16 protein-coding genes and 1 tRNA gene are annotated in these 17,984 nt (G+C 71.9%); 10 read left to right on the top strand and 7 right to left on the bottom strand.

The genetic code is table 11. The annotated features are described in order from the left end of the window. Window positions 1–81: 81 nt before the first annotated feature. Complete coding sequence (locus ACF07B_RS00495) at window positions 82–600, top strand: SsgA family sporulation/cell division regulator (protein ID WP_384232712.1); 519 nt, start codon at window positions 82–84, stop codon at window positions 598–600. A 105-nt stretch (window positions 601–705) separates the two neighbouring features. Here ACF07B_RS00495 and ACF07B_RS00490 read toward each other — a convergent pair whose 3' ends face one another. Then, on the bottom strand, window positions 706–2,121 hold the full coding sequence (locus ACF07B_RS00490) for an FAD-binding oxidoreductase (protein ID WP_392177244.1): 1,416 nt from the start codon (window positions 2,119–2,121) through the stop codon (window positions 706–708). 92 nt (window positions 2,122–2,213) lie between these two features. Between ACF07B_RS00490 and ACF07B_RS00485 the strand changes: the two genes are divergently transcribed. Then, on the top strand, window positions 2,214–3,749 hold the full coding sequence (locus tag ACF07B_RS00485; RefSeq protein ID WP_392177243.1) for a tetratricopeptide repeat protein: 1,536 nt from the start codon (window positions 2,214–2,216) through the stop codon (window positions 3,747–3,749). A 165-nt stretch (window positions 3,750–3,914) separates the two neighbouring features. Here the strand turns inward: ACF07B_RS00485 and hppD are convergent, their stop codons facing one another. Then, complete coding sequence (gene hppD, locus ACF07B_RS00480; RefSeq protein ID WP_392177242.1) at window positions 3,915–5,060, bottom strand: 4-hydroxyphenylpyruvate dioxygenase; 1,146 nt, start codon at window positions 5,058–5,060, stop codon at window positions 3,915–3,917. Between the two features lie 122 nt (window positions 5,061–5,182). On the opposite strand from hppD, the gene ACF07B_RS00475 reads away from it, so the two are divergent. The 7 genes from ACF07B_RS00475 (at window position 5,183) to ACF07B_RS00445 (ending at window position 10,568) form a co-directional block, all read left to right on the top strand. Continuing rightward, window positions 5,183–5,653, top strand: coding sequence for an Lrp/AsnC family transcriptional regulator (locus ACF07B_RS00475; protein ID WP_362389683.1), 471 nt, complete (start codon window positions 5,183–5,185; stop codon window positions 5,651–5,653). A gap of 21 nt (window positions 5,654–5,674) precedes the next feature. After that, the gene (locus tag ACF07B_RS00470) at window positions 5,675–6,322 is read left to right on the top strand and encodes an ABC transporter permease (protein ID WP_369483989.1); all 648 of its coding nucleotides are present in this window, start codon (window positions 5,675–5,677) and stop codon (window positions 6,320–6,322) included. Between the two features lie 118 nt (window positions 6,323–6,440). After that, on the top strand, window positions 6,441–7,652 hold the full coding sequence (locus ACF07B_RS00465; RefSeq protein ID WP_392177929.1) for a betaine/proline/choline family ABC transporter ATP-binding protein: 1,212 nt from the start codon (window positions 6,441–6,443) through the stop codon (window positions 7,650–7,652). After that, window positions 7,649–8,515, top strand: a complete 867-nt coding sequence (locus ACF07B_RS00460) for an ABC transporter permease (RefSeq protein WP_392177241.1) — start codon at window positions 7,649–7,651, stop codon at window positions 8,513–8,515. The genes ACF07B_RS00465 and ACF07B_RS00460 overlap by 4 nt, the downstream gene beginning before the upstream one ends. Continuing rightward, a complete protein-coding gene (locus tag ACF07B_RS00455) occupies window positions 8,512–9,480 on the top strand; it encodes a glycine betaine ABC transporter substrate-binding protein (RefSeq protein WP_392177240.1) in 969 nt (322 codons plus the stop codon). The genes ACF07B_RS00460 and ACF07B_RS00455 overlap by 4 nt, the downstream gene beginning before the upstream one ends. Window positions 9,481–9,557: 77 nt before the next feature. Further along, on the top strand, window positions 9,558–10,247 hold the full coding sequence (locus ACF07B_RS00450; protein ID WP_369483985.1) for an ArsR/SmtB family transcription factor: 690 nt from the start codon (window positions 9,558–9,560) through the stop codon (window positions 10,245–10,247). Window positions 10,248–10,379: 132 nt separating this feature from the next. Continuing rightward, a complete protein-coding gene (locus ACF07B_RS00445) occupies window positions 10,380–10,568 on the top strand; it encodes a hypothetical protein (protein ID WP_369483984.1) in 189 nt (62 codons plus the stop codon). A gap of 63 nt (window positions 10,569–10,631) precedes the next feature. On the opposite strand, the gene ACF07B_RS00440 is transcribed toward ACF07B_RS00445, so the two are convergent. From ACF07B_RS00440 to ACF07B_RS00425, 4 genes are all read right to left on the bottom strand, one after another. Then, on the bottom strand, window positions 10,632–11,420 hold the full coding sequence (locus ACF07B_RS00440) for a PDZ domain-containing protein (RefSeq protein ID WP_369483983.1): 789 nt from the start codon (window positions 11,418–11,420) through the stop codon (window positions 10,632–10,634). Between the two features lie 238 nt (window positions 11,421–11,658). Then, entirely contained in the window at window positions 11,659–12,300 is a 642-nt protein-coding gene (locus ACF07B_RS00435) for an IclR family transcriptional regulator (RefSeq protein WP_369483982.1), read from the bottom strand. 470 nt (window positions 12,301–12,770) lie between these two features. Then, window positions 12,771–14,573 carry a DEAD/DEAH box helicase gene (locus tag ACF07B_RS00430; protein WP_384232701.1) on the bottom strand — a complete coding sequence of 601 codons (1,803 nt, stop codon included), beginning with the start codon at window positions 14,571–14,573 and terminating at the stop codon, window positions 12,771–12,773. Window positions 14,574–14,804: 231 nt separating this feature from the next. Further along, window positions 14,805–16,262: an MFS transporter gene (locus ACF07B_RS00425; RefSeq protein ID WP_392177239.1), complete on the bottom strand. Its 1,458-nt coding sequence runs from the start codon at window positions 16,260–16,262 to the stop codon at window positions 14,805–14,807. A 250-nt stretch (window positions 16,263–16,512) separates the two neighbouring features. Here ACF07B_RS00425 and ACF07B_RS00420 point away from each other — a divergent pair. Beyond that, window positions 16,513–16,587 (top strand) — tRNA-Cys (locus ACF07B_RS00420). 84 nt (window positions 16,588–16,671) lie between these two features. On the opposite strand, the gene ACF07B_RS00415 is transcribed toward ACF07B_RS00420, so the two are convergent. Then, window positions 16,672–17,838, bottom strand: a complete 1,167-nt coding sequence (locus tag ACF07B_RS00415) for an SUKH-4 family immunity protein (RefSeq protein ID WP_392177238.1) — start codon at window positions 17,836–17,838, stop codon at window positions 16,672–16,674. Between the last annotated feature and the right edge of the window lie 146 nt (window positions 17,839–17,984).

The following is a 17,984-nucleotide window of genomic DNA, read 5'->3' as shown; positions in this document are numbered from 1 at the left end:
GTAATGGTCGCGGCGCGAGGCGCTCTCCACTCGTACGGGCCCGTCCGCAGGAGCCCGTACGACGAAAGGAAGCACATCGACATGCACACCGTGGTGGAACGCGAGCTGGAGCTTCATCTCGTCCTGTCGCCCGAACACAGCATCCCGGTCCCGGCGCGTCTGAGGTACCGCGCCGACGACCCGTACGCCGTCCGCATCACCTTCCACGTCGGCTCCGACCATCCCGTCAACTGGACCTTCGCCCGTGAACTGCTCGTCGAGGGGGTGTTCCGGCCGTGCGGTCACGGCGACGTACGGGTGTGGCCGACGAAGGTCGGCGGCCGCGGCGTCGTCCTGATGGCGCTGAGCTCGCCGGACGGCGACGCGCTCCTTGAGGCGCCCGCCGCGCAGATCACCGCCTGGCTGGAGCGCACCCTCAGGGCGGTCCCCCCGGGCACCGAGGCCGGTCAGCTCGGCATCGACGCCGGTCTGGCCGAGCTGCTCGCGCCGTCCCCGAGGCTGTCGGCCCCGCTCGACCCGACGGGAGCGCCGTCCCCCGACGATCTGTGGCTGCGCGACCCGTGGCCCTCGGACGAGTCGGCGGACGGTGAACGGCCCTGACGGGCCGGCGGACGGTGAGGTGTCCGACCGACGGACGGTGAGCGGTCCGAGGGGCCGGCGGACGGTGAGCGGTCCGAGCGGCCGGCGGCGGAGCGGTCCCGGACCTCAGAACAGTTTGCCCGGGTTCAGGAGGCCCAGCGGGTCGAACGCCGCCTTGATCGCCCGCTGCATCTCCACACCCACCGGGCCGATCTCGCGGGCCAGCCACTCCTTCTTCAGCACACCCACGCCGTGCTCACCGGTGATCGTGCCGCCGAGTTCGAGGCCGAGGGCCATGATCTCGTCGAAGGACTCGCGGGCGCGCCGGGACTCGTCGGGATCGGTCGCGTCGAAGCAGACGGTGGGGTGCGTGTTGCCGTCGCCCGCGTGCGCGCAGACGCCGATGGTCAGGGCGTACTTCTCGGCGACGCGTTCGATGCCGTCGAGCATGTCGCCGAGCCGGGAGCGCGGTACGCACACGTCGTCGATCATCGTGGTGCCCTTGACCGCTTCGAGCGCGGTGAGCGACAACCTCCGCGCCTGGAGGAGGAGTTCGGACTCGGCCGCGTCCTCGGCGGGGACCACCTGGGTGGCACCGGCGGCCTCGCAGAGGGCGCCCACCAGGGCGAGGTCGGCCGCCGGGTCGTGCGTGTCGAAGGCGGCGAGCAGCAGCGCCTCGGTGGTCTCCGGGAGGCCCATGTGCGCGAGGTCGTTGACGGCCTTGACGGTCGTCCGGTCCATCAGTTCGAGCAGGGAGGGGACATGCCCGCCCTCCATGATCTTGCAGACGGCGTCGCAGGCGGCCCGCGCCGACCCGAACTCGGCCGCGAGGACGAGCTGTTGGGGCGGCTGCGGCTTCAGCGCGAGCACGGCCCGTACGACGATGCCGAGCGATCCCTCGGAGCCCACGAAGAGGCGGGTGAGGTCGTAGCCGGCGACGCCCTTGGCGGTTCGGCGCCCGGTGGACATCAGCCGCCCGTCGGCGAGGACGACGTCCAGGCCGAGGACGTACTCGGCCGTCACCCCGTACTTCACACAGCACAGGCCGCCGGAGGCCGTGCCGATGTTGCCGCCGATGGTGCACATCTCCCAGCTGGAGGGGTCCGGCGGGTAGTACAGGCCGTGTTCGCCCACGGCGCGGGAGAGCGTGGCGTTGACGACACCGGGCTCGACGACGGCGATGCGGTCGACGGGGCTGATCTCCAGGATGCGGTCCATCTTGACGAGGGACAGCACCACACAGCCGTCGGTGGCGTTGGCCGCTCCGGACAGGCCGGTGCGGGCGCCCTGCGGGACGACGGGGACGCGCAGTTCGGTCGCGACGCGCATGACGTGCTGGACCTGCTCGACCGTGCGCGGCAGGACGACCACGGCGGGGGTGCCCGCCTCGCAGAAGCTCGCCATGTCGTTGGCGTAGGAGGCCGTGACGTCCGGGTCGGTCAGGACGGCCTCGGCCGGCAGAGCGCTCAGCAGACGGTCGAGGAGGCTTCCGGCCGCTGCCGTGTCCTCATCGCGCGGGGCTTCGATACGGCTCATGATCACAGGGTCGCACCCGGGGCCATCGGTGTGAACCCCATTCGCGCGAGGCTTGGCGTGCCGGGGTGCGGTCTTCGTATTGACGCACAGTGAGCGGCATGGAGATCGAAGAGCGACAGCCGGTGCCCGCCGGTCCGCGGTCCGAGGAGCCCTCCGGCGAGCGGTCCGAGGGGCCCTCCGGCCCGCGCCGCTCCCCGTTCGCCCGGCGCCCGCTGATCGCCGCGGCCGCCGGCTGTGCCGTGCTCGGCGGTGTGCTGGTACTGCTGCCCTCGACGGACGAGGGCGGGGCACCGCGGCCCGCCCCGGGTCCGGTGGCGCGGGCGGTGGGCGCGGTGGGAGCCGGGGCGCCCGCGGCGCTGCCCGATCTCGCCGCGCTCATCCACGACCGCGAGTCCCGGGTGCGGGCCCGTCCGCGCGACGACGTGTCGTGGGCGGTGCTGGGTGCCGCGTACACGGAGCGGGCGCGGCGGACGGCGGCGGGCGCGTCCTACCCGAAGGCCGAGAAGGCGCTGCGCACCTCGCTGCGGCTGCGGCCCAAGGACAACGTGGCGGCGCTGGAGGGGCTCGCCTCCCTCGCCGGCGCGCGGGGCGACTTCCGGGCCGCGAAGCAGTGGGGCGAGGCCGCTGCGGAGCTGGCGCCGAAGCGGTGGACGACGTATCCGGCGCTCGTCGACGCGTACACCGGGCTCGGCGACTACAAGGCCGTGGACAGGGCCCTCGCCAGGCTGCTGGCCCTGCGTTCCGGGCCGGCGGCGCAGGCCGTCGCGTCGCGCGTGTACCGGGACCGCGGGCGGCGCGAGGACGCGGCGGCGGCGATCTCGGACGCGGCGGCGGGCGCGGCCACCCCGTCCGAGCAGGCCGCCTTCCTCACGCAGGCCGGGGACCTGGCGTGGGAACGCGGCGACCGTCAGGAGTCCCTGGACCACTACCGGGCCGCGGTGAACACCGACGCCGACGCGTACGACGCGCTGGCCGGGCAGGGGCGCGCGCTGGCGGCGCTGGGGCGCGCGCCGGAGGCGCTGCGCGCGTACCGGGCGGCGCTCGCCGGGCGGCCCGTGCCGCGTTACGCGCTGGAGCTGGGTGAGCTGTACGACCAGCTCGGGCTCGGCGCGGAGGCGCGCGCTCAGTACGACCTGGTGCGGGACCTGGTGCGGCGGGACGGTGCCGCGGGTGTGGACGACGCGCCGGTCCTCGGGCTCTTCGAGGCGGATCACGGCGACCCGCGGGCCGCCGTGCGGGAGCTGCGCGCCGCGTGGCAGCGGCGGCCGGGCATCGAGGTGGCGGACGCGCTGGGCTGGGCGCTGCACCGCGCCGGGGACGACCAGGAGGCGCTCGGCTTCGCCGTGCGGGCCACGGACAAGGAGCACGGGGGCGGTGTGCGCAGTGCGCTGTACGCGTACCACCGGGGGCAGATCGAGCGTGATCTGGGGCTGTCCGGTGCGGCCCGCCGGCATCTCGCCGAGGCGTTGCGGATCAATCCGTACTTCTCGCCGCTGCTGGTGCCCGCGGCCCGGGAGGCGCTGACCGCGCTGGGCGAGCCGCCCGCCGGGGGCCCGCCGGAGGAGTCCGGGGACGAGGACACGGCGGCCCCGCCGGCGCCGCCCGCCGCCCCGGGGCAGACCTCTGCGCGCTGAACACCATCACGAGGACACCGTCGGGAAGGCACCCGTACGAAAGCACCGGCACGAAAGCACTCGTGCGACGGCACGCGTGCGAAGAACGTGTCCGGGGGACGCCGGTTCGGCGTCCCCCGGACACGTGGAGACCGACAGGCCTTCGGGGAAGGCCCGATCGCTGCCTCAGAGGTTGCCGCGCTTCTCCTGCTCGCGCTCGATCGCCTCGAACAGGGCCTTGAAGTTGCCCTTGCCGAAGCCCATCGATCCGTGGCGCTCGATCATCTCGAAGAAGACGGTCGGACGGTCCTGGACCGGCTTGGTGAAGATCTGGAGCAGATAGCCGTCCTCGTCGCGGTCGACGAGGATCTTCAGCTCGCGCAGGGTGTCGACGGGGACGCGGGTGTCGCCGGCCCACTCGCCGAGGGTGTCGTAGTACGAGTCGGGGGTGTCGAGGAACTGGACGCCGGCCGCGCGCATGGTGCGTACGGTCGCGACGATGTCGTTCGTGTTCAGCGCGATGTGCTGGACACCCGCGCCGCCGTAGAACTCCAGGTACTCGTCGATCTGGGACTTCTTCTTGGCGATGGCGGGCTCGTTGATCGGGAACTTGACCTTGAGCGTGCCGTCGGCGACGACCTTCGACATCAGCGCGCTGTACTCGGTCGCGATGTCGTCGCCCACGAACTCCTTCATGTTCGTGAAGCCCATGACCTTGTTGTAGAAGCCGACCCAGTCGTTCATCCGGCCGAGCTCGACGTTGCCGACGCAGTGGTCGATGGCCTGGAAGGTGCGCCGCGCGGGGGGCTCGACGATGGGCGCGGCGGCGACGAAGCCGGGCAGGTAGGGGCCGTCGTAGCCGGTCCGCTCGACGAGCGTGTGGCGGGTCTTGCCGTAGGTGGCGATGGCGGCGAGGACGACCGTGCCGTTCTCGTCCTTCATCTCGTGCGGCTCGGCGATCGAGGTGGCGCCGTGCTCGACGGCGTAGGCGTACGCGGCGCGCGCGTCCGGGACCTCGATGGCGAGGTCGACGACGCCGTCGCCGTGCTCCGCCACGTGTTCGGCCAGGAAGTGGCCCCAGGTGGTGGCGGGCTTGATCACCGAGGTGAACACGAAGCGCGCCGAGCCGTTCTCGAGGACGTACGACGCCGTCTCGCGGCTGCCGTTCTCCGGTCCGGAGTACGCGACGAGCCGCATGCCGAAGGCCGTGGAGTAGTAGTGCGCGGCCTGCTTGGCGTTGCCGACGGCGAAGACGACCGCGTCCATTCCCTTGACCGGGAAGGGATCGGCCTGCCGGGCGGTGTCGGGAGTGTGGTGTGTGGTCTGCGTCATGGCCGCAGGCTCCCTCCGTTCCGCAAGGTGCGCAATAGTTCGCCTGTCGGTTGAACAATGTGTGCAGCGAAAGACCCGGGCCAGCGGGCTTTCTGTACATGATGACCATCTCGGAGGCCCGCATGGCGATCGATCATCTGGACGGGCGGCTACTGGTGCTGCTGGCGAAGGAGCCGCGCATCGGGGTCCTGGAGATGTCGCGGCGGCTCGGGGTCGCACGGGGGACGGTGCAGGCCCGGCTGGACCGTCTTCAGTCGAACGGAGTCATCCGGGGCTTCGGTCCCGAGGTCGATCCGGCGGCGCTCGGCTATCCGGTCACGGCGTTCGCCACGCTCCAGATCCGCCAGGGACAAGGGGCGGACGTACGCGCCCACTTGACGACCGTGCCCGAGGTGCTGGAGCTGCACACGACGACCGGCAGCGGGGACATGCTGTGCCGGCTGGTGGCCCGCTCGAACGCCGATCTCCAACGTGTGATCGACCGGGTTGTCGGTTTTGATGGCATCGTCCGGGCCTCCACGGCGATCGTCATGGAGAACCCGGTCCCACTGCGGATCATCCCGCTCGTGGAACAGGCGGCGACCGAGCGCTGAACCGAGGAGCGGGGTGATGGCGTGAACTTCTGGCAGTACCTGAGCAGCCGCCACGAGCAGCTCCTCACGGACACCTACCAACACGCCAGCGCGGTCTTCCAGTGCATGGTCGTGGCGACCGTCATCGGTGTGCTGATCGGCGTCGTCACCTACCGCAGCGACTGGGCGGGAAACCTCGCCACCACGACGACGTCCGCGATTCTGACCATTCCCTCGCTGGCCATGATCGGTCTGCTGATCCCGATCGTGGGGCTCGGCGTCCCGCCGACCGTGATCGCCCTGACGCTGTACGGGCTGCTGCCGATCGTGCGCAACTCGATCGTCGGTCTGCGCGGTGTCGATCCCTCGCTGGTGGACGCGGCCACGGGTATCGGGATGTCGCGGACGGCCCGCCTGATGCGGGTCGAACTGCCGCTGGCCTGGCCGCCGATCCTGACCGGCATCCGGATCTCCACCCAGATGCTGATGGGCATCGCGGCCATCGCGGCCTACGCCTCCGGGCCCGGCCTCGGCAACGAGATCTTCCGCGGCATCAGCTCGCTGGGCAGCAAGAACGCGCTCAACCAGGTACTCGCGGGCACGGTCGGGATCATCATCCTCGCGCTGCTCTTCGACGCCGCCTACGTCCTGCTCGGCCGGCTGACCATCCCGAGGGGGATCCGTGCCTGAGGCCGCAGAGACCGCAGAGGGCCCCGCGGACGCCGAGGGCGGCGCCGGTACGCCGGGCGCCGCGCGCGCGGACGGCGGCAGCGGGGGCGGGAGGACCTCGTCCACCACGGGCGCCACCATCGAGCTGGAGAACCTCACCAAGCGCTACCCCGGCAGCCGCGACGCCGCCGTCGACAGCGTCAACATGGAGATCAAGGCGGGTGAGCTCGTCGTCTTCGTCGGCCCGTCCGGCTGCGGCAAGTCGACCACCCTGAAGATGATCAACCGGCTGATCGAGCCGAGCGGCGGCCGCATCCGGATCGGCGGCGAGGACGTCACCGACATGGACCCGGTGAAGCTGCGCCGCAAGGTCGGGTACGCGATCCAGTCCTCCGGGCTGTTCCCGCACATGACGGTCGCCCAGAACATCGCGCTCGTGCCGAAGATGACCGGCTGGCCGAAGGCGCGGATCAAGGCGCGGGTCGAGGAGATGCTGGACCTGGTCGGGCTCGACCCCGGCGAGTTCCAGGGCCGCTATCCGCGCCAGCTCTCCGGCGGTCAGCAGCAGCGCGTGGGCGTGGCGCGGGCGCTGGCCGCGGACCCGCCCGTCCTGCTCATGGACGAGCCGTTCGGAGCGGTGGACCCGATCACCCGCGACCATCTCCAGGACGAGCTGATCCGGCTCCAGCACGAGTTGCACAAGACGATCGTCTTCGTGACGCACGACTTCGACGAGGCCATCAAGCTGGGCGACCGGATCGCGGTCCTGCGCGAGCACTCGCACATCGCGCAGTTCGACACCCCGGAGGCGATCCTCACCAACCCGGCCGACGACTTCGTGTCGGGGTTCGTGGGCGCGGGCGCGGCGCTGAAGCGGCTCAACCTCAGCCGCGTACGGGATGTGGAGATCACCGACTATCCGACGGTCACCGTCGACGATCCCCTCCAGGAGATCTTCGGCAAGCTCCGCTCCAGCGGGACGAACGAGATCCTGCTGCTCGACAAGCGGGGCCGCCCCTACAAGTGGCTGCGGCGCGGCGATCTGATGCGGGCCAAGGGCTCGCTGGCGCGGGCGGGCACGCTGGTGCACGACACGGTGACCAGGGACGCCACCCTGCGCGACGCCCTGGAGGCGGTGCTCACGGACAACTCGGGCCGGGTCCCGGTGACCGGGCGGCGCGGCGAGTACACCGGGGTGGTCGACATGGAGACCCTGATGAACTCCGTGCACGAACTCCTGGAGGCCGACCGGCTGGAGGCGCTGGAGCACCAGCACGACCTGGAGGAGGCACGCGCCCATCAGACCCAGTTCGAGCAGGAGGGTGTCGACGGCGGGGAGGCGAAGGCGTGAGCACGCCGCCGACGGACCAGCGCCCCGAGGGCGAGCACGAGGTCAAGGGCGTCCCCTTCCGCGACGACAGCGACGGTGACGGCGAGGGCGAGCGGGAAGCCCCGCCGCCGCACGCGCCCCCGAGGCGGCGGATCAGCTGGCAGAAGCTGACCTTCCTGCCCGCCGTGCTGATCGCCCTGCTGCTGGCCACCTGGATCTGGTTCCAGCAGGCCGACCTCGACGCGATCTCCAAGAACGCCCTGTCGAACGGCCAGGTGTCCAAGGCGCTGTGGCAGCACATCCAGCTGACGGTGATCTCCACGTTCTTCGTGCTGATCATCGCCATTCCGCTGGGGATCCTGCTGACCCGCAAGGCCTTCAAGAAGCTGACGCCGATCGCGATGACGGTCGCCAACATGGGGCAGGCGACCCCGGCGATCGGCCTGCTGGCCCTCCTCGTGATCTGGCTCGGCACCGGCGAGAAGTCGGCCCTGATCGGCATCACGATCTACGCGATCCTGCCGGTCCTGTCCAACACGATCGCCGGGCTGAAGGCCAACGACCCGACCCTGCTGGAGGCGGCGCGCGGCATCGGCATGTCACCGCTGGGCGTGCTCACCCGGGTGGAACTGCCGCTGGCCGTACCGCTGATCCTCGCCGGCGTCCGGACGGCGCTCGTCCTGAACGTGGGCACCGCGACCCTCGCCACGTTCGGCGGAGGCGGCGGCCTCGGCGTCCTGATCACCACGGGCATCACCACCCAGCGCATGCCGGTCCTGGTCCTCGGCGCCATCCTCACGGTGGCGCTCGCGCTCCTTGTCGACTGGCTGGCGTCGCTGGCGGAACTGCTGCTGAGGCCGCGCGGGCTGGAGGTGGGGACATGAGCGGGGTGCGCGCCCACGCGGCCCTGGCCGCCGTCCTCGTCCTGGCGTCCGCGTGCGGGCTGACCAGCGGCTCCCCCATGACCGACAACGTCGAGCCCGGGTCCATCGGGCGGGGCGAGCCGCTGAAGGGCGCCACGCTCACGGTGGCGTCGAAGGAGTTCACCGAGCAGCTGATCCTCGGCGCGATCATGGGCATCGCGTTCCAGGCGGCGGGCGCGAAGGTGATCGACCGCACCGGCATCCAGGGATCGATCGGCGCGCGCGAGGCCATCAAGAACGGTGACGCGGACGCCATGTACGAGTACACGGGCACCGCGTGGATCACCTATCTCGGCAACAGCGAGCCGATCCCGGACCCGCAGAAGCAGTGGCAGGCCGTGCACGACGCCGACCCGGAGAACGGGGTCACCTGGCTGCCGCCGTCCGCCCTCAACAACACCTACGCGCTCGCCATGAACCAGGCCAACTTCAAGAAGTACGGCACCACGACGCTGTCCGACGTGGCCGCGCTGTCGAAATCGGACCCGAGCGCCGTCACCCTGTGCGTGGAGAGCGAGTTCGCCAACCGGGCCGACGGACTGCCGGGCATGGAGAAGGCGTACGGGATGGACATCCCCGCGAAGAACATCACGCAGATGGACACCGGGATCATCTACACCCAGGTGGAGAAGGGGAGTTGTACGTACGGGGAGGTGTTCACCACCGACGGGCGCATCAAGTCGATGAACCTGGTGGTGATGAAGGACGACAAGAAGTTCTTCCCCAACTACAACGCCGCGCCCGTCATCAACTCCAAGGCCCTGAAGAAGTATCCGCAGATCGCCGAGGTCATCGAGCCGGTCACGAAGAAGCTCAACAACACGGTGGCGCAGGACCTGAACGCGAAGGTGGACGTCCAGGGCCAGGACCCGCACGAGGTGGCACTGGACTGGATGACGCAGGAGGGCTTCGTCAAGCAGGACTGATCCCGCGGGCCCGCTCCAAAGAAGTGGTTGCAAAGAAGTGGTTGCAAGGGATTCTTTGCAACGCTATCTTTGTACGCATGACGGAGCAGCCCCCGCTTTCCCCCGAACCGCCGGACCTTCCGGATGCCGGCGGTCCCCCGGTCCCGCCGGAGGCACCAGGCCCCCCGGCTCCCCCCTCCCCGCCCCTGCCGCCGGAGCCCCCGCAGCACCGCCGCCTCGACGCCCGCTCACTGCGCGGGATCGCCCACCCCCTGCGGATGGAACTGCTGAGCAGCCTGCGCCAGAAAGGCCCGGCCACCGCGTCGATGCTCGCCGAGCGGCTGGGGGAGTCCAGCGGAGCGACCAGCTACCACCTGCGTCAGCTCGCCGCGCACGGCTTCGTCGAGGACGCCCCCGAACGGGGCAAGGGGCGCGAGCGCTGGTGGCGGGCGGTGCACCAGGGCCTGGACTTCGGCGAGGACCTGCTCAGCGACCCGGACCCGGTGGTACGCGGAGCGGCCGACATGTTCCTGCACGAGGTGGCCACCACCCACGCGCGTGAGCTGTCGACCTGGCTCGGCACCCGCGAAGAGTGGGGGGACAGATGGACCCCCGCCTCCGACATGAGCGACTTCACGATGCGCCTGACCCCGGCGCAGGCCAGGGAACTCGTCAAGAAGATGCACGACCTGCTCGACAGCTACTGCGCCCTCGAACGACCCGAGGACGATCCCGAGGCGGAGCAGGTGCGCTTCCACACGCACGTCTTCCCTCAGACCTCCGGCTGATCCGCTCGGTCGAGGACCGCGTCGCGCCCGCCCGACCCGCACGACGGCTCGGCACGGACACCCCGCACCACCCGCACGTCCGGCTCACCTCGCACGATCACACCGACTCGATCACGAAGAGAGGTCACCCCGATGCATCCCGAGACCCGCCTCCAGTTGCAGCACGTGCGCGCCGCCGACCTGCGAGCGGAGGCGGACGCCTACCGGCTCACGGCCGGGACCAGGAACACCCCCCGGCTGCGCGCCCGCGTCGGCTGGACGCTGGTGGAGGTCGGCCTCCGGCTGGCCTCCGCGCCGCGGGCGGCCGTCGCCCTCGGCTGACCCGGCCGCACCCCGGCCGTCGCCCCTCCCCCGCCGACCCGGCCGCACCCCGGCCGGAGGGCCTCAGCAGCTCGGGACCGAGCCCTTGTTCCTCTCCAGGGCCACCAGGGCGTTCACCGCTCCGTCGAGGTCGGTCACCGGGATCAGCCGGAGCCCCTTCGGCAGTTCCGCCTTCGCGTCCGAGCACTCCGCCTTCGGAACCAGGAACACGGTCGCGCCGTCACGGTGGGCCGCCTGCGTCTTGAGGCTGACACCGCCGACCGCACCGACCTTGCCGTCGGGGTCGATCGTGCCCGTCCCCGCGACGACGCGGCCGCCCGTGAGGTCACCGCCGCTGCCGTCGCCGTCCAGCTTGTCGACGATCCCGAGCGAGAAGAGCAGTCCGGCGCTCGGTCCGCCGACGTCGGCGAGCTTGAGCGTGACCTTCACGTCGCCCTTCTCGTGCAGGTACCCCAGGGCCGCCTCGGTGGCGCTGTCCTGGGACTCCTTCATCTCGTTCGCGTTGTGCCGCTCGATCTCCTTGACGCTGCCACCGCTCGGGTACACCGAGTCGCGGGGCATCACGGCCTTGTCCGTGGCGAACCAGGCACTGAGCACGTCACCGAGGGAGACGCTCGCGTCCGGGCCGGTGGCCTCGATCGTCGTCATCCGCAGCTGACCGCTGGTGTTCCGGGTGGGCGCCCCGCTGATGGTGATCACCGGCTCGCCCTTGTTCTCGCCGAGGACGTTCGCCGTCAGGCCGGGCTGCGCCAGGGAGAACGGCAGCGGCGCGAACACGGCCGTGGCCAGCAGGGCCACGACGGGGAAGGCGCAGACGGCGACGGCTTGGGGGCGCGTGAGGCGAGAGAGCACGGGGTCAATCTAACGTCACCACCGGGCGGAACCTCCGGACAGGTCCCACGGCCTCCGCACAGGACCCCGGACCTGGGGTCACGAACCCGGCCCCGCACGGGGGTTCGAGGCACGTCGGGCTCCGGTCCGGACCCAGTGACGAGCCTCCGGACCCACGGCCAGCGCAGGACGTGCCCGCACGGGGGGGGCGAGGCACGTCGGGCTCCGGACCGGACCAGACGCGACCTTCCGCACCCGGTCAGCGCAGGGCGTCCGCCACCTCACGGGCCGCGTCGACCACGCGCGGGCCGACCCGCTCCGGAACGGCGTCCGCCAGCATGACCACGCCCACGCTGCCCTCGACCCCCGTCACCCCGACCAGCGGAGCCGCCGCCCCGCACGCCCCGGCCTCCAGCTCTCCATGGGTGAGCGTGTATCCGGGCTCCCCCACCGGCGCCTTCCGGGCGGCGAGGATCGCGCGGCCCGCGGCCCCCCGGTCCAGGGCGTGCCGGAAACCGGCGCGGTAGGCGACGTGATAGTCCGTCCACGTCGGCTCGACGACCGCGACGGCGAGCGCCTCCGTCCCGTCGACCAGGGTCAGATGAGCCGTCGCGCCTATGTCCTCGGCCAGCGACCGCAGCGCGGGCAGCGCGGCCTCCCGGACCAGCGGATGCACCTGGCGGCCCAGACGCAGCACGCCGAGCCCGACCCGGGCACGGCCGCCCAGATCACGGCGTACGAGAGCGTGCTGCTCCAGGGTGGCGAGCAACCGGTACACCACGGTCCGGTTCACGCCCAGCTTGTTCGCGAGCTCGGTGACGGTCAGTCCGTGATCGGTGTCGGCGAGCAGCTTGAGGACCCGCAGTCCCCGGTCGAGCGTCTGAGAGGTCTCCGCGGTCACGACGCCCACTCCTTAGTGGTGAGGTCGACGGCCCTCGTACGGCGGATGCGGCACCGAGTCCCGTCGGCGACGCGCTTCAGAGGCCGCCGGTCGGCCGGCGCCCCGGGCTGTTCCCGGGCCGCAGTCGCTTCACGGCTGCGCTCCGCGGCGGCGCTGCCACGGGGCGTGTGCGTAGCCGGACAGTAGCGAGCCGGTCCGCTCAGCGGAAGCCTCCGTCCAGAATCCGGGCATCCGCCGGTGCGAAGTGATTCCGTTTGTCCCGGAACGCGGGGCGCGCGCGACTCGGCGTACACCGCTCGTATACGCAGCGCACGGGCCACGGCACACGCCTGTCCGAACACAACACGCCCCCTCGGTACGGCATCCGCGGCCCGCGGTACGGGTTCCGGATACCGCCGTCGCCGGCGGTGATCGGCTCACCGTCCCGACGGTTGGACGCCCCGGGCACACTCCCCGGTTCCCCGTGGACGTCACCGCATCCGGGTGGCCCACTCCTGGACCTTGGCGATGCGCTGCCGGAGCTGTCCGGCCGTGGCCTCCGCGCTCGGGGGGCCGCCGCAGACGCGGCGCAGTTCGGTGTGGATCACGCCGTGCGGCTTGCCGCTCTGGTGGACGTACGCGCCGACCATGGTGTTGAGCTGCTTGCGCAGTTCCAGCATCTCCTTGTGGGAGACGACGGGGCGGCGCTCGGCGGGAAGTTCGAGGAGGTCCGCCTCCTCGGCCGGCTTCTTGCGGCTGTGCGCGATCTGCCGGGCCTGCCGCTTCTGGAGCAGGAGCTGTACCTGGTCGGGTTCGAGGAGCCCGGGGATGCCGAGGTAGTCCTGCTCCTCCGCGCTTCCCGGGTGGGCCTGCATGCCGAACTCGGCGCCGTCGTACAGGACCCGGTCGAAGACGGCCTCGGACTCGAGCGCCTCGAAGGAGAACTGCTCCTGCTCGCCGGTGTCCTCGTCCTGCTCCTTGTTCGCCTCCTCCATCTCCTTCTCGGAGTCGGCGTACGGGTCCTCCTCGCCCTCCTTCTTGGGCTTGTCGAGGGCGTGGTCGCGCTCGACCTCCATCTCGTTGGCGAAGGTGAGGAGGTCGGGGACGGTCGGCAGGAACACGGAGGCCGTCTCGCCGCGCCTGCGGGACCGTACGAAACGGCCGACGGCCTGGGCGAAGAAGAGGGGCGTCGAGATGGTGGTGGCGTACACACCGACGGCCAGGCGGGGCACGTCGACGCCCTCGGACACCATGCGGACGGCGACCATCCACCGGTCTTCGCTCGCCGCGAAGTCGTCGATCCGCTTCGAGGCCCCGGTGTCGTCGGAGAGCACGAGGGTCGCCTTGGTGCCGGTGATCTCGCGGATCAGCTTGGCGTAGGCGCGCGCGGAGTCCTGGTCCGAGGCGATGACGAGCGCCCCGGCGTCCGGGATGCCTTTGCGCACCTCGGTGAGGCGCTGGTCGGCGGCGCGCAGCACGCTCGGCATCCACTCGCCGCGCGGGTCGAGCGCTGTGCGCCAGGCCTGGCTGATGGCGTCCTTGGTCATCGGCTCGCCGAGCCGGGCGGCGATCTCGTCGCCCGCCTTGGTGCGCCAGCGCATGTTGCCGCTGTAGGAGAGGAAGATGACCGGCCGCACGACGTGGTCGGCCAGCGCGTTCCCGTAGCCGTACGTGTAGTCGGCGGACGAACGCCGGATCCCGTCCCTCCCCTCTTCGTACGTGACGAAGGGGATGGGGTTGGTGTCGGACCTGAAGGGCGTACCCGTGAGCGCGAGCCGGCGGGTGGCGGGCTCGAACGCCTCCAGGCAGGCCTCGCCCCACGACTTGCTGTCTCCGGCGTGGTGGATCTCGTCGAGGATGACGAGGGTCTTGCGCTGCTCGGAGCGGTTGCGGTGGAGCATCGGCCGCACACCGACACCGGCGTACGTGACGGCGACGCCGTGGTACTCCTTGCTGAGGGGTCCGGCGCTGTACTCGGGATCGAGCTTGATCCCTATCCGCGCGGCCGCCTCGGCCCACTGCTTCTTCAGGTGCTCGGTCGGCGCGACGACGGTCACCTGCTGCACGACATGGTGGTGCAGCAGCCAGGACGCGAGCGTCAGGGCGAACGTCGTCTTGCCGGCGCCGGGGGTGGCTACGGCGAGGAAGTCGCGCGGCTGCTCCTGGAGGTACCTCTCCATCGCCCCCTGCTGCCAGGCACGCAGCTTGTTGGCGGTACCCCAGGGGGCTCGTCCGGGGAACGCGGGCGAGAGGTGGTGGGTGTGCGAGGAGGCGCTGGCGGCGGTGGTAGTCACGGTCTCCGGTCTGGGTGTCGATTGGGAGCGTCCGGGTCCACGCGCGACGCGTCAGCGGTGACGGGTGGGCGGCTCGGCTACGTATGACAACCGGGCCACCCTACCGGCGCCCGGCTCACGACGACGTGCGGACAAGGCCGGGCCGGCGGTGGATGGGACTGACGTCACAGATCACCCGCCCGCAACACCGGCACCTCGGTCCGCCCTCCGCGCGAGCCTTCCCGGACCGCGTCAGCCCGTGTTCGCGGGTTCCCGCAGCCGGGTCGTCACCCATGCCCCCAGCAGTGCCACCCCCGCCATCGGCAGGAACACCGCGGCGAAGGCGGCCGGGTGGGAGGTGGGGGCGGCGGATGTCGCGACGGTGGCCGCGTCGGCGACCGCGCCGCCGCCCAGGGCCGCGAAGGCGGCTCCGCCGAGGGCGAGCAGCAGCACGTTGGCCAGGGCGTCGGAGATCTGCAGGGCGGCCGAATTGGCGCCGGCCTCCGCGGGGGCGGAGAGGTGGAGCAGCAGCACGCTGGTCGAGGCGATCACCAGGCCCATGCCGAAGCAGCCGAACGCCCAGGCGACGGCGACGGTCCACACCGGAACGGCGGGGATCAGCACGCTCGGCGCGGCGGCGACGGCCGCCGCGACCAAGAGCATGCCGAGAAACATCAGGCGTTCCCGGTACGGCTCCACGCGCGGCCGCGCCTGCACCCAGGAACCCAGCGCCCAGGTCCCGCCGCCGGCCGCGAGCGAGAGCCCGGCGAGCGTCGGCGACAGCCCTCTCTGGGTGACCAGCATCAGGGGCACGAAGGACTCGGCGGCGATGAAGGCTCCGGCGGAGACCCCGCGCAGCAGGACCACCGAGGGCAGCCCGCGGGCCGCCCGGCAGGTGCCGCGGGGCAGCAGCCCGCGCACGGCCGGGACGAGCAGGGCGGCTCCGGCCGCGGCGGGTACGAGGGAGAGCGGGCGCGGATCCTGCGCGGCGTACTGGAGGAGCCCCGCGCCCAGCGCGATCCCGAACGCCAGCCGGATGCGCCGCCGGTCCAGCCGCGGGCGGCCGCCCGCCTCGGCGGGCCCGGACGCCCGCCGCCGTATCTGCGGCAGCGCGAGCGCGAGCGGAACACCGACCAGTGCCGGGATCCCGATGAAGACCCAGCGCCAGCCGAGGTGCTCGGTGACCGCGCCCGCGGCGAGTGGTCCCACCACGGACGGCACCACCCAGGCCGCCGCGAACGCGGCCATGATCGCGGGCCGCAGCCGCTGCGGGTAGGCCCGGCCGACCACGACGTACAGCGCGACGATGACGAGCCCGCCGCCGAGTCCCTGGACGGCCCGCCCGAGGATGAACATCCACATCCCGCCGGCCGTCCCGGACAGCAGCAGTCCCGCGGCGAACGCGCCGATGCCCGAGGCCAGCGAGGTCAGCGGCCCGTCGCGGTCGGACAGCTGCCCGGCGAGCACCATCCCGAACAGGCTCGTCGTGAAGTAGCCCGAGAACGCGAACGCGTACAGGGCGACCCCGTCGAGGTCCCGCGCGGCGACGGGCATCGCCGTGCCCACGGCCGTCGCCTCGAACGCGATGACCAGCACCACGGACACGATCCCGACGGTGAGCGCCCGGTGGGCCCGGCCGAGCACCCCGCCGTCGCCGTCGTCACCCTCGGACCGAACCGTCGCGACCTCGGTCGCCTCCACTGCTGTCATGCCGGCCAGCGTAAGGTGCGCAGCTTTCGTTGACTCCTGTCGGCAGACGGTGATCAGGCGGTCCTTTGGACCTAGGACCACTCCCCCGAGCCGTCCGACGGCCCTGTTCCCGGCGGGTCGGGCCGCCGTTCGTGAACGGCGTGTGGCAGTCGCGTTGCGGCCGCCCCGGAACCCTTGAGCCGGCTCCCGCACCCCGCCTACGGTCGACCCATCAGGTTCGGAACGAGTGAGCCGTGCCGCACCTGAGAACGGCCGTGTGCCCGAGTGGTTCAGGGGCTCGACTGCAAATCGAGTTACGTGGGTTCGATTCCCGCCACGGCCTCCACGCAGGGGTCGGCCGTCCCGGTTGGGGCGGCCGATCTGCTGTGTCCGCCCCTTCGCCGGGCGGCCGGGACCACCAGGACAGGCCCTAGGCGTAGAGCATGCCGATCGAGCGGTCCTCGAATATCTCCGGCCAGTGGCGGCGGCCGTCGTCGCCCGGGAGGGTCGGGGTCCGGTCGCAGGCGGTGGGGTCGACGGTGGCGAGGGTCTCGGTCAGGGTGGCCGCGAGCTGGCCGTAGGAGCCGCTGAGGCCGCGGGCCGCCTCCACGGTCTTCTCGCGGTGGACGAGCCAGAGGGTGAAGGCCAGCGTCGAGATGTCCGCGTTGAGCGGGCGCAGGGTCAGGTCCGGCTCGCTCCAGGCGAGTACGGCGCCCGTGGCGCCGTCCACCACCAGGCTCGTGTCCTCCAGGAGGCGGCCGAGGCGTATCAGGCGGTCGGCGGCGGCCGGGAGCAGGCCGGCGGCGAACGCCTCGGGGCGCTCGTCCGCGTAGAACTCGGTGAGGGACGGCAGCGGCATCTCGGTGTCGAGCTGGAAGAGCAAGCCGTCCTCGGGCAGGCCCGACTCCCGCAGGAAGCGGCGGGTCGGCTCGTGCGTCAGGGCGGGCGGGAAGTCGACGTCCTCGAAGCGCATGATCCCGCCCGCGCCGAACTCCTCGTCCAGCAGCCGCTTCGGCAGACCGAGGACGAGCCCGTCACCGGGTCCGGCGATCCGGGCGAGCGGGCGGATCAGGGCGGCCATCCGCCAGTACGGCGGCACGTCCTCGCCGGTGCAGCCCTCGAAGACGGCGCTCAGCCGGTGCGACACCTGGGCGACCGCCTTCGGACCGAAGGGGCCGGAACGACCGCGGGGCAGGGTCAGTTCCTCGGTGGCCGCCGCGAAGCGCAGCAGGGCGTCCAGGGAGGGGGCCAGGGGCGCGAGGTCCAGGTGGGCGGGGTCCCGCCGGACGTACGCCGAGGACACCTCGCCCGTCGTCCCGTCGAGCACGATCGGCTCCAGGTCGCGGTCGAGGCTGCGCAGCGCCCCGATGACGAGCCGGTCGCGCAGTTCCTCGGCGAGCCGGTCGGCGCCGCCCGCCAGGTCGGCGACCGTGCGCAGACCGTGCTCGCGCAGGGCGTCGAAGGCGAGCAGCGCGCCGCCGGGAGGCAGTCCGGGACCGGTGAGCCGGTCCCGGGTGCCCGGGTGGGTGACGAACGGATCCAGCTCGTCGCCGGTCAGCGTGATCGCGCCGCCGATCTCGGTGTCAGTCGTACTCATGGCTCCCCCGCGCATGTGAACGCTCCGTGCTTCCCCCGAAGGGAACGGCCGGTCGTTCCACGGCAGTTCCCCATCGAGCCAGAACGATACGCCGCCCCACTGACAACGCCAGGGACGCGCCGGAACCGGCCGTGCGCGGATGCGGA

The organism is Streptomyces sp. NPDC015532, assembly GCF_043078065.1.
Classification (GTDB): Bacteria; Actinomycetota; Actinomycetes; order Streptomycetales; family Streptomycetaceae; genus Streptomyces.
Note: the sequence above shows the minus strand (reverse complement) of the source record. Positions and strands in the feature narration are given on the sequence as shown.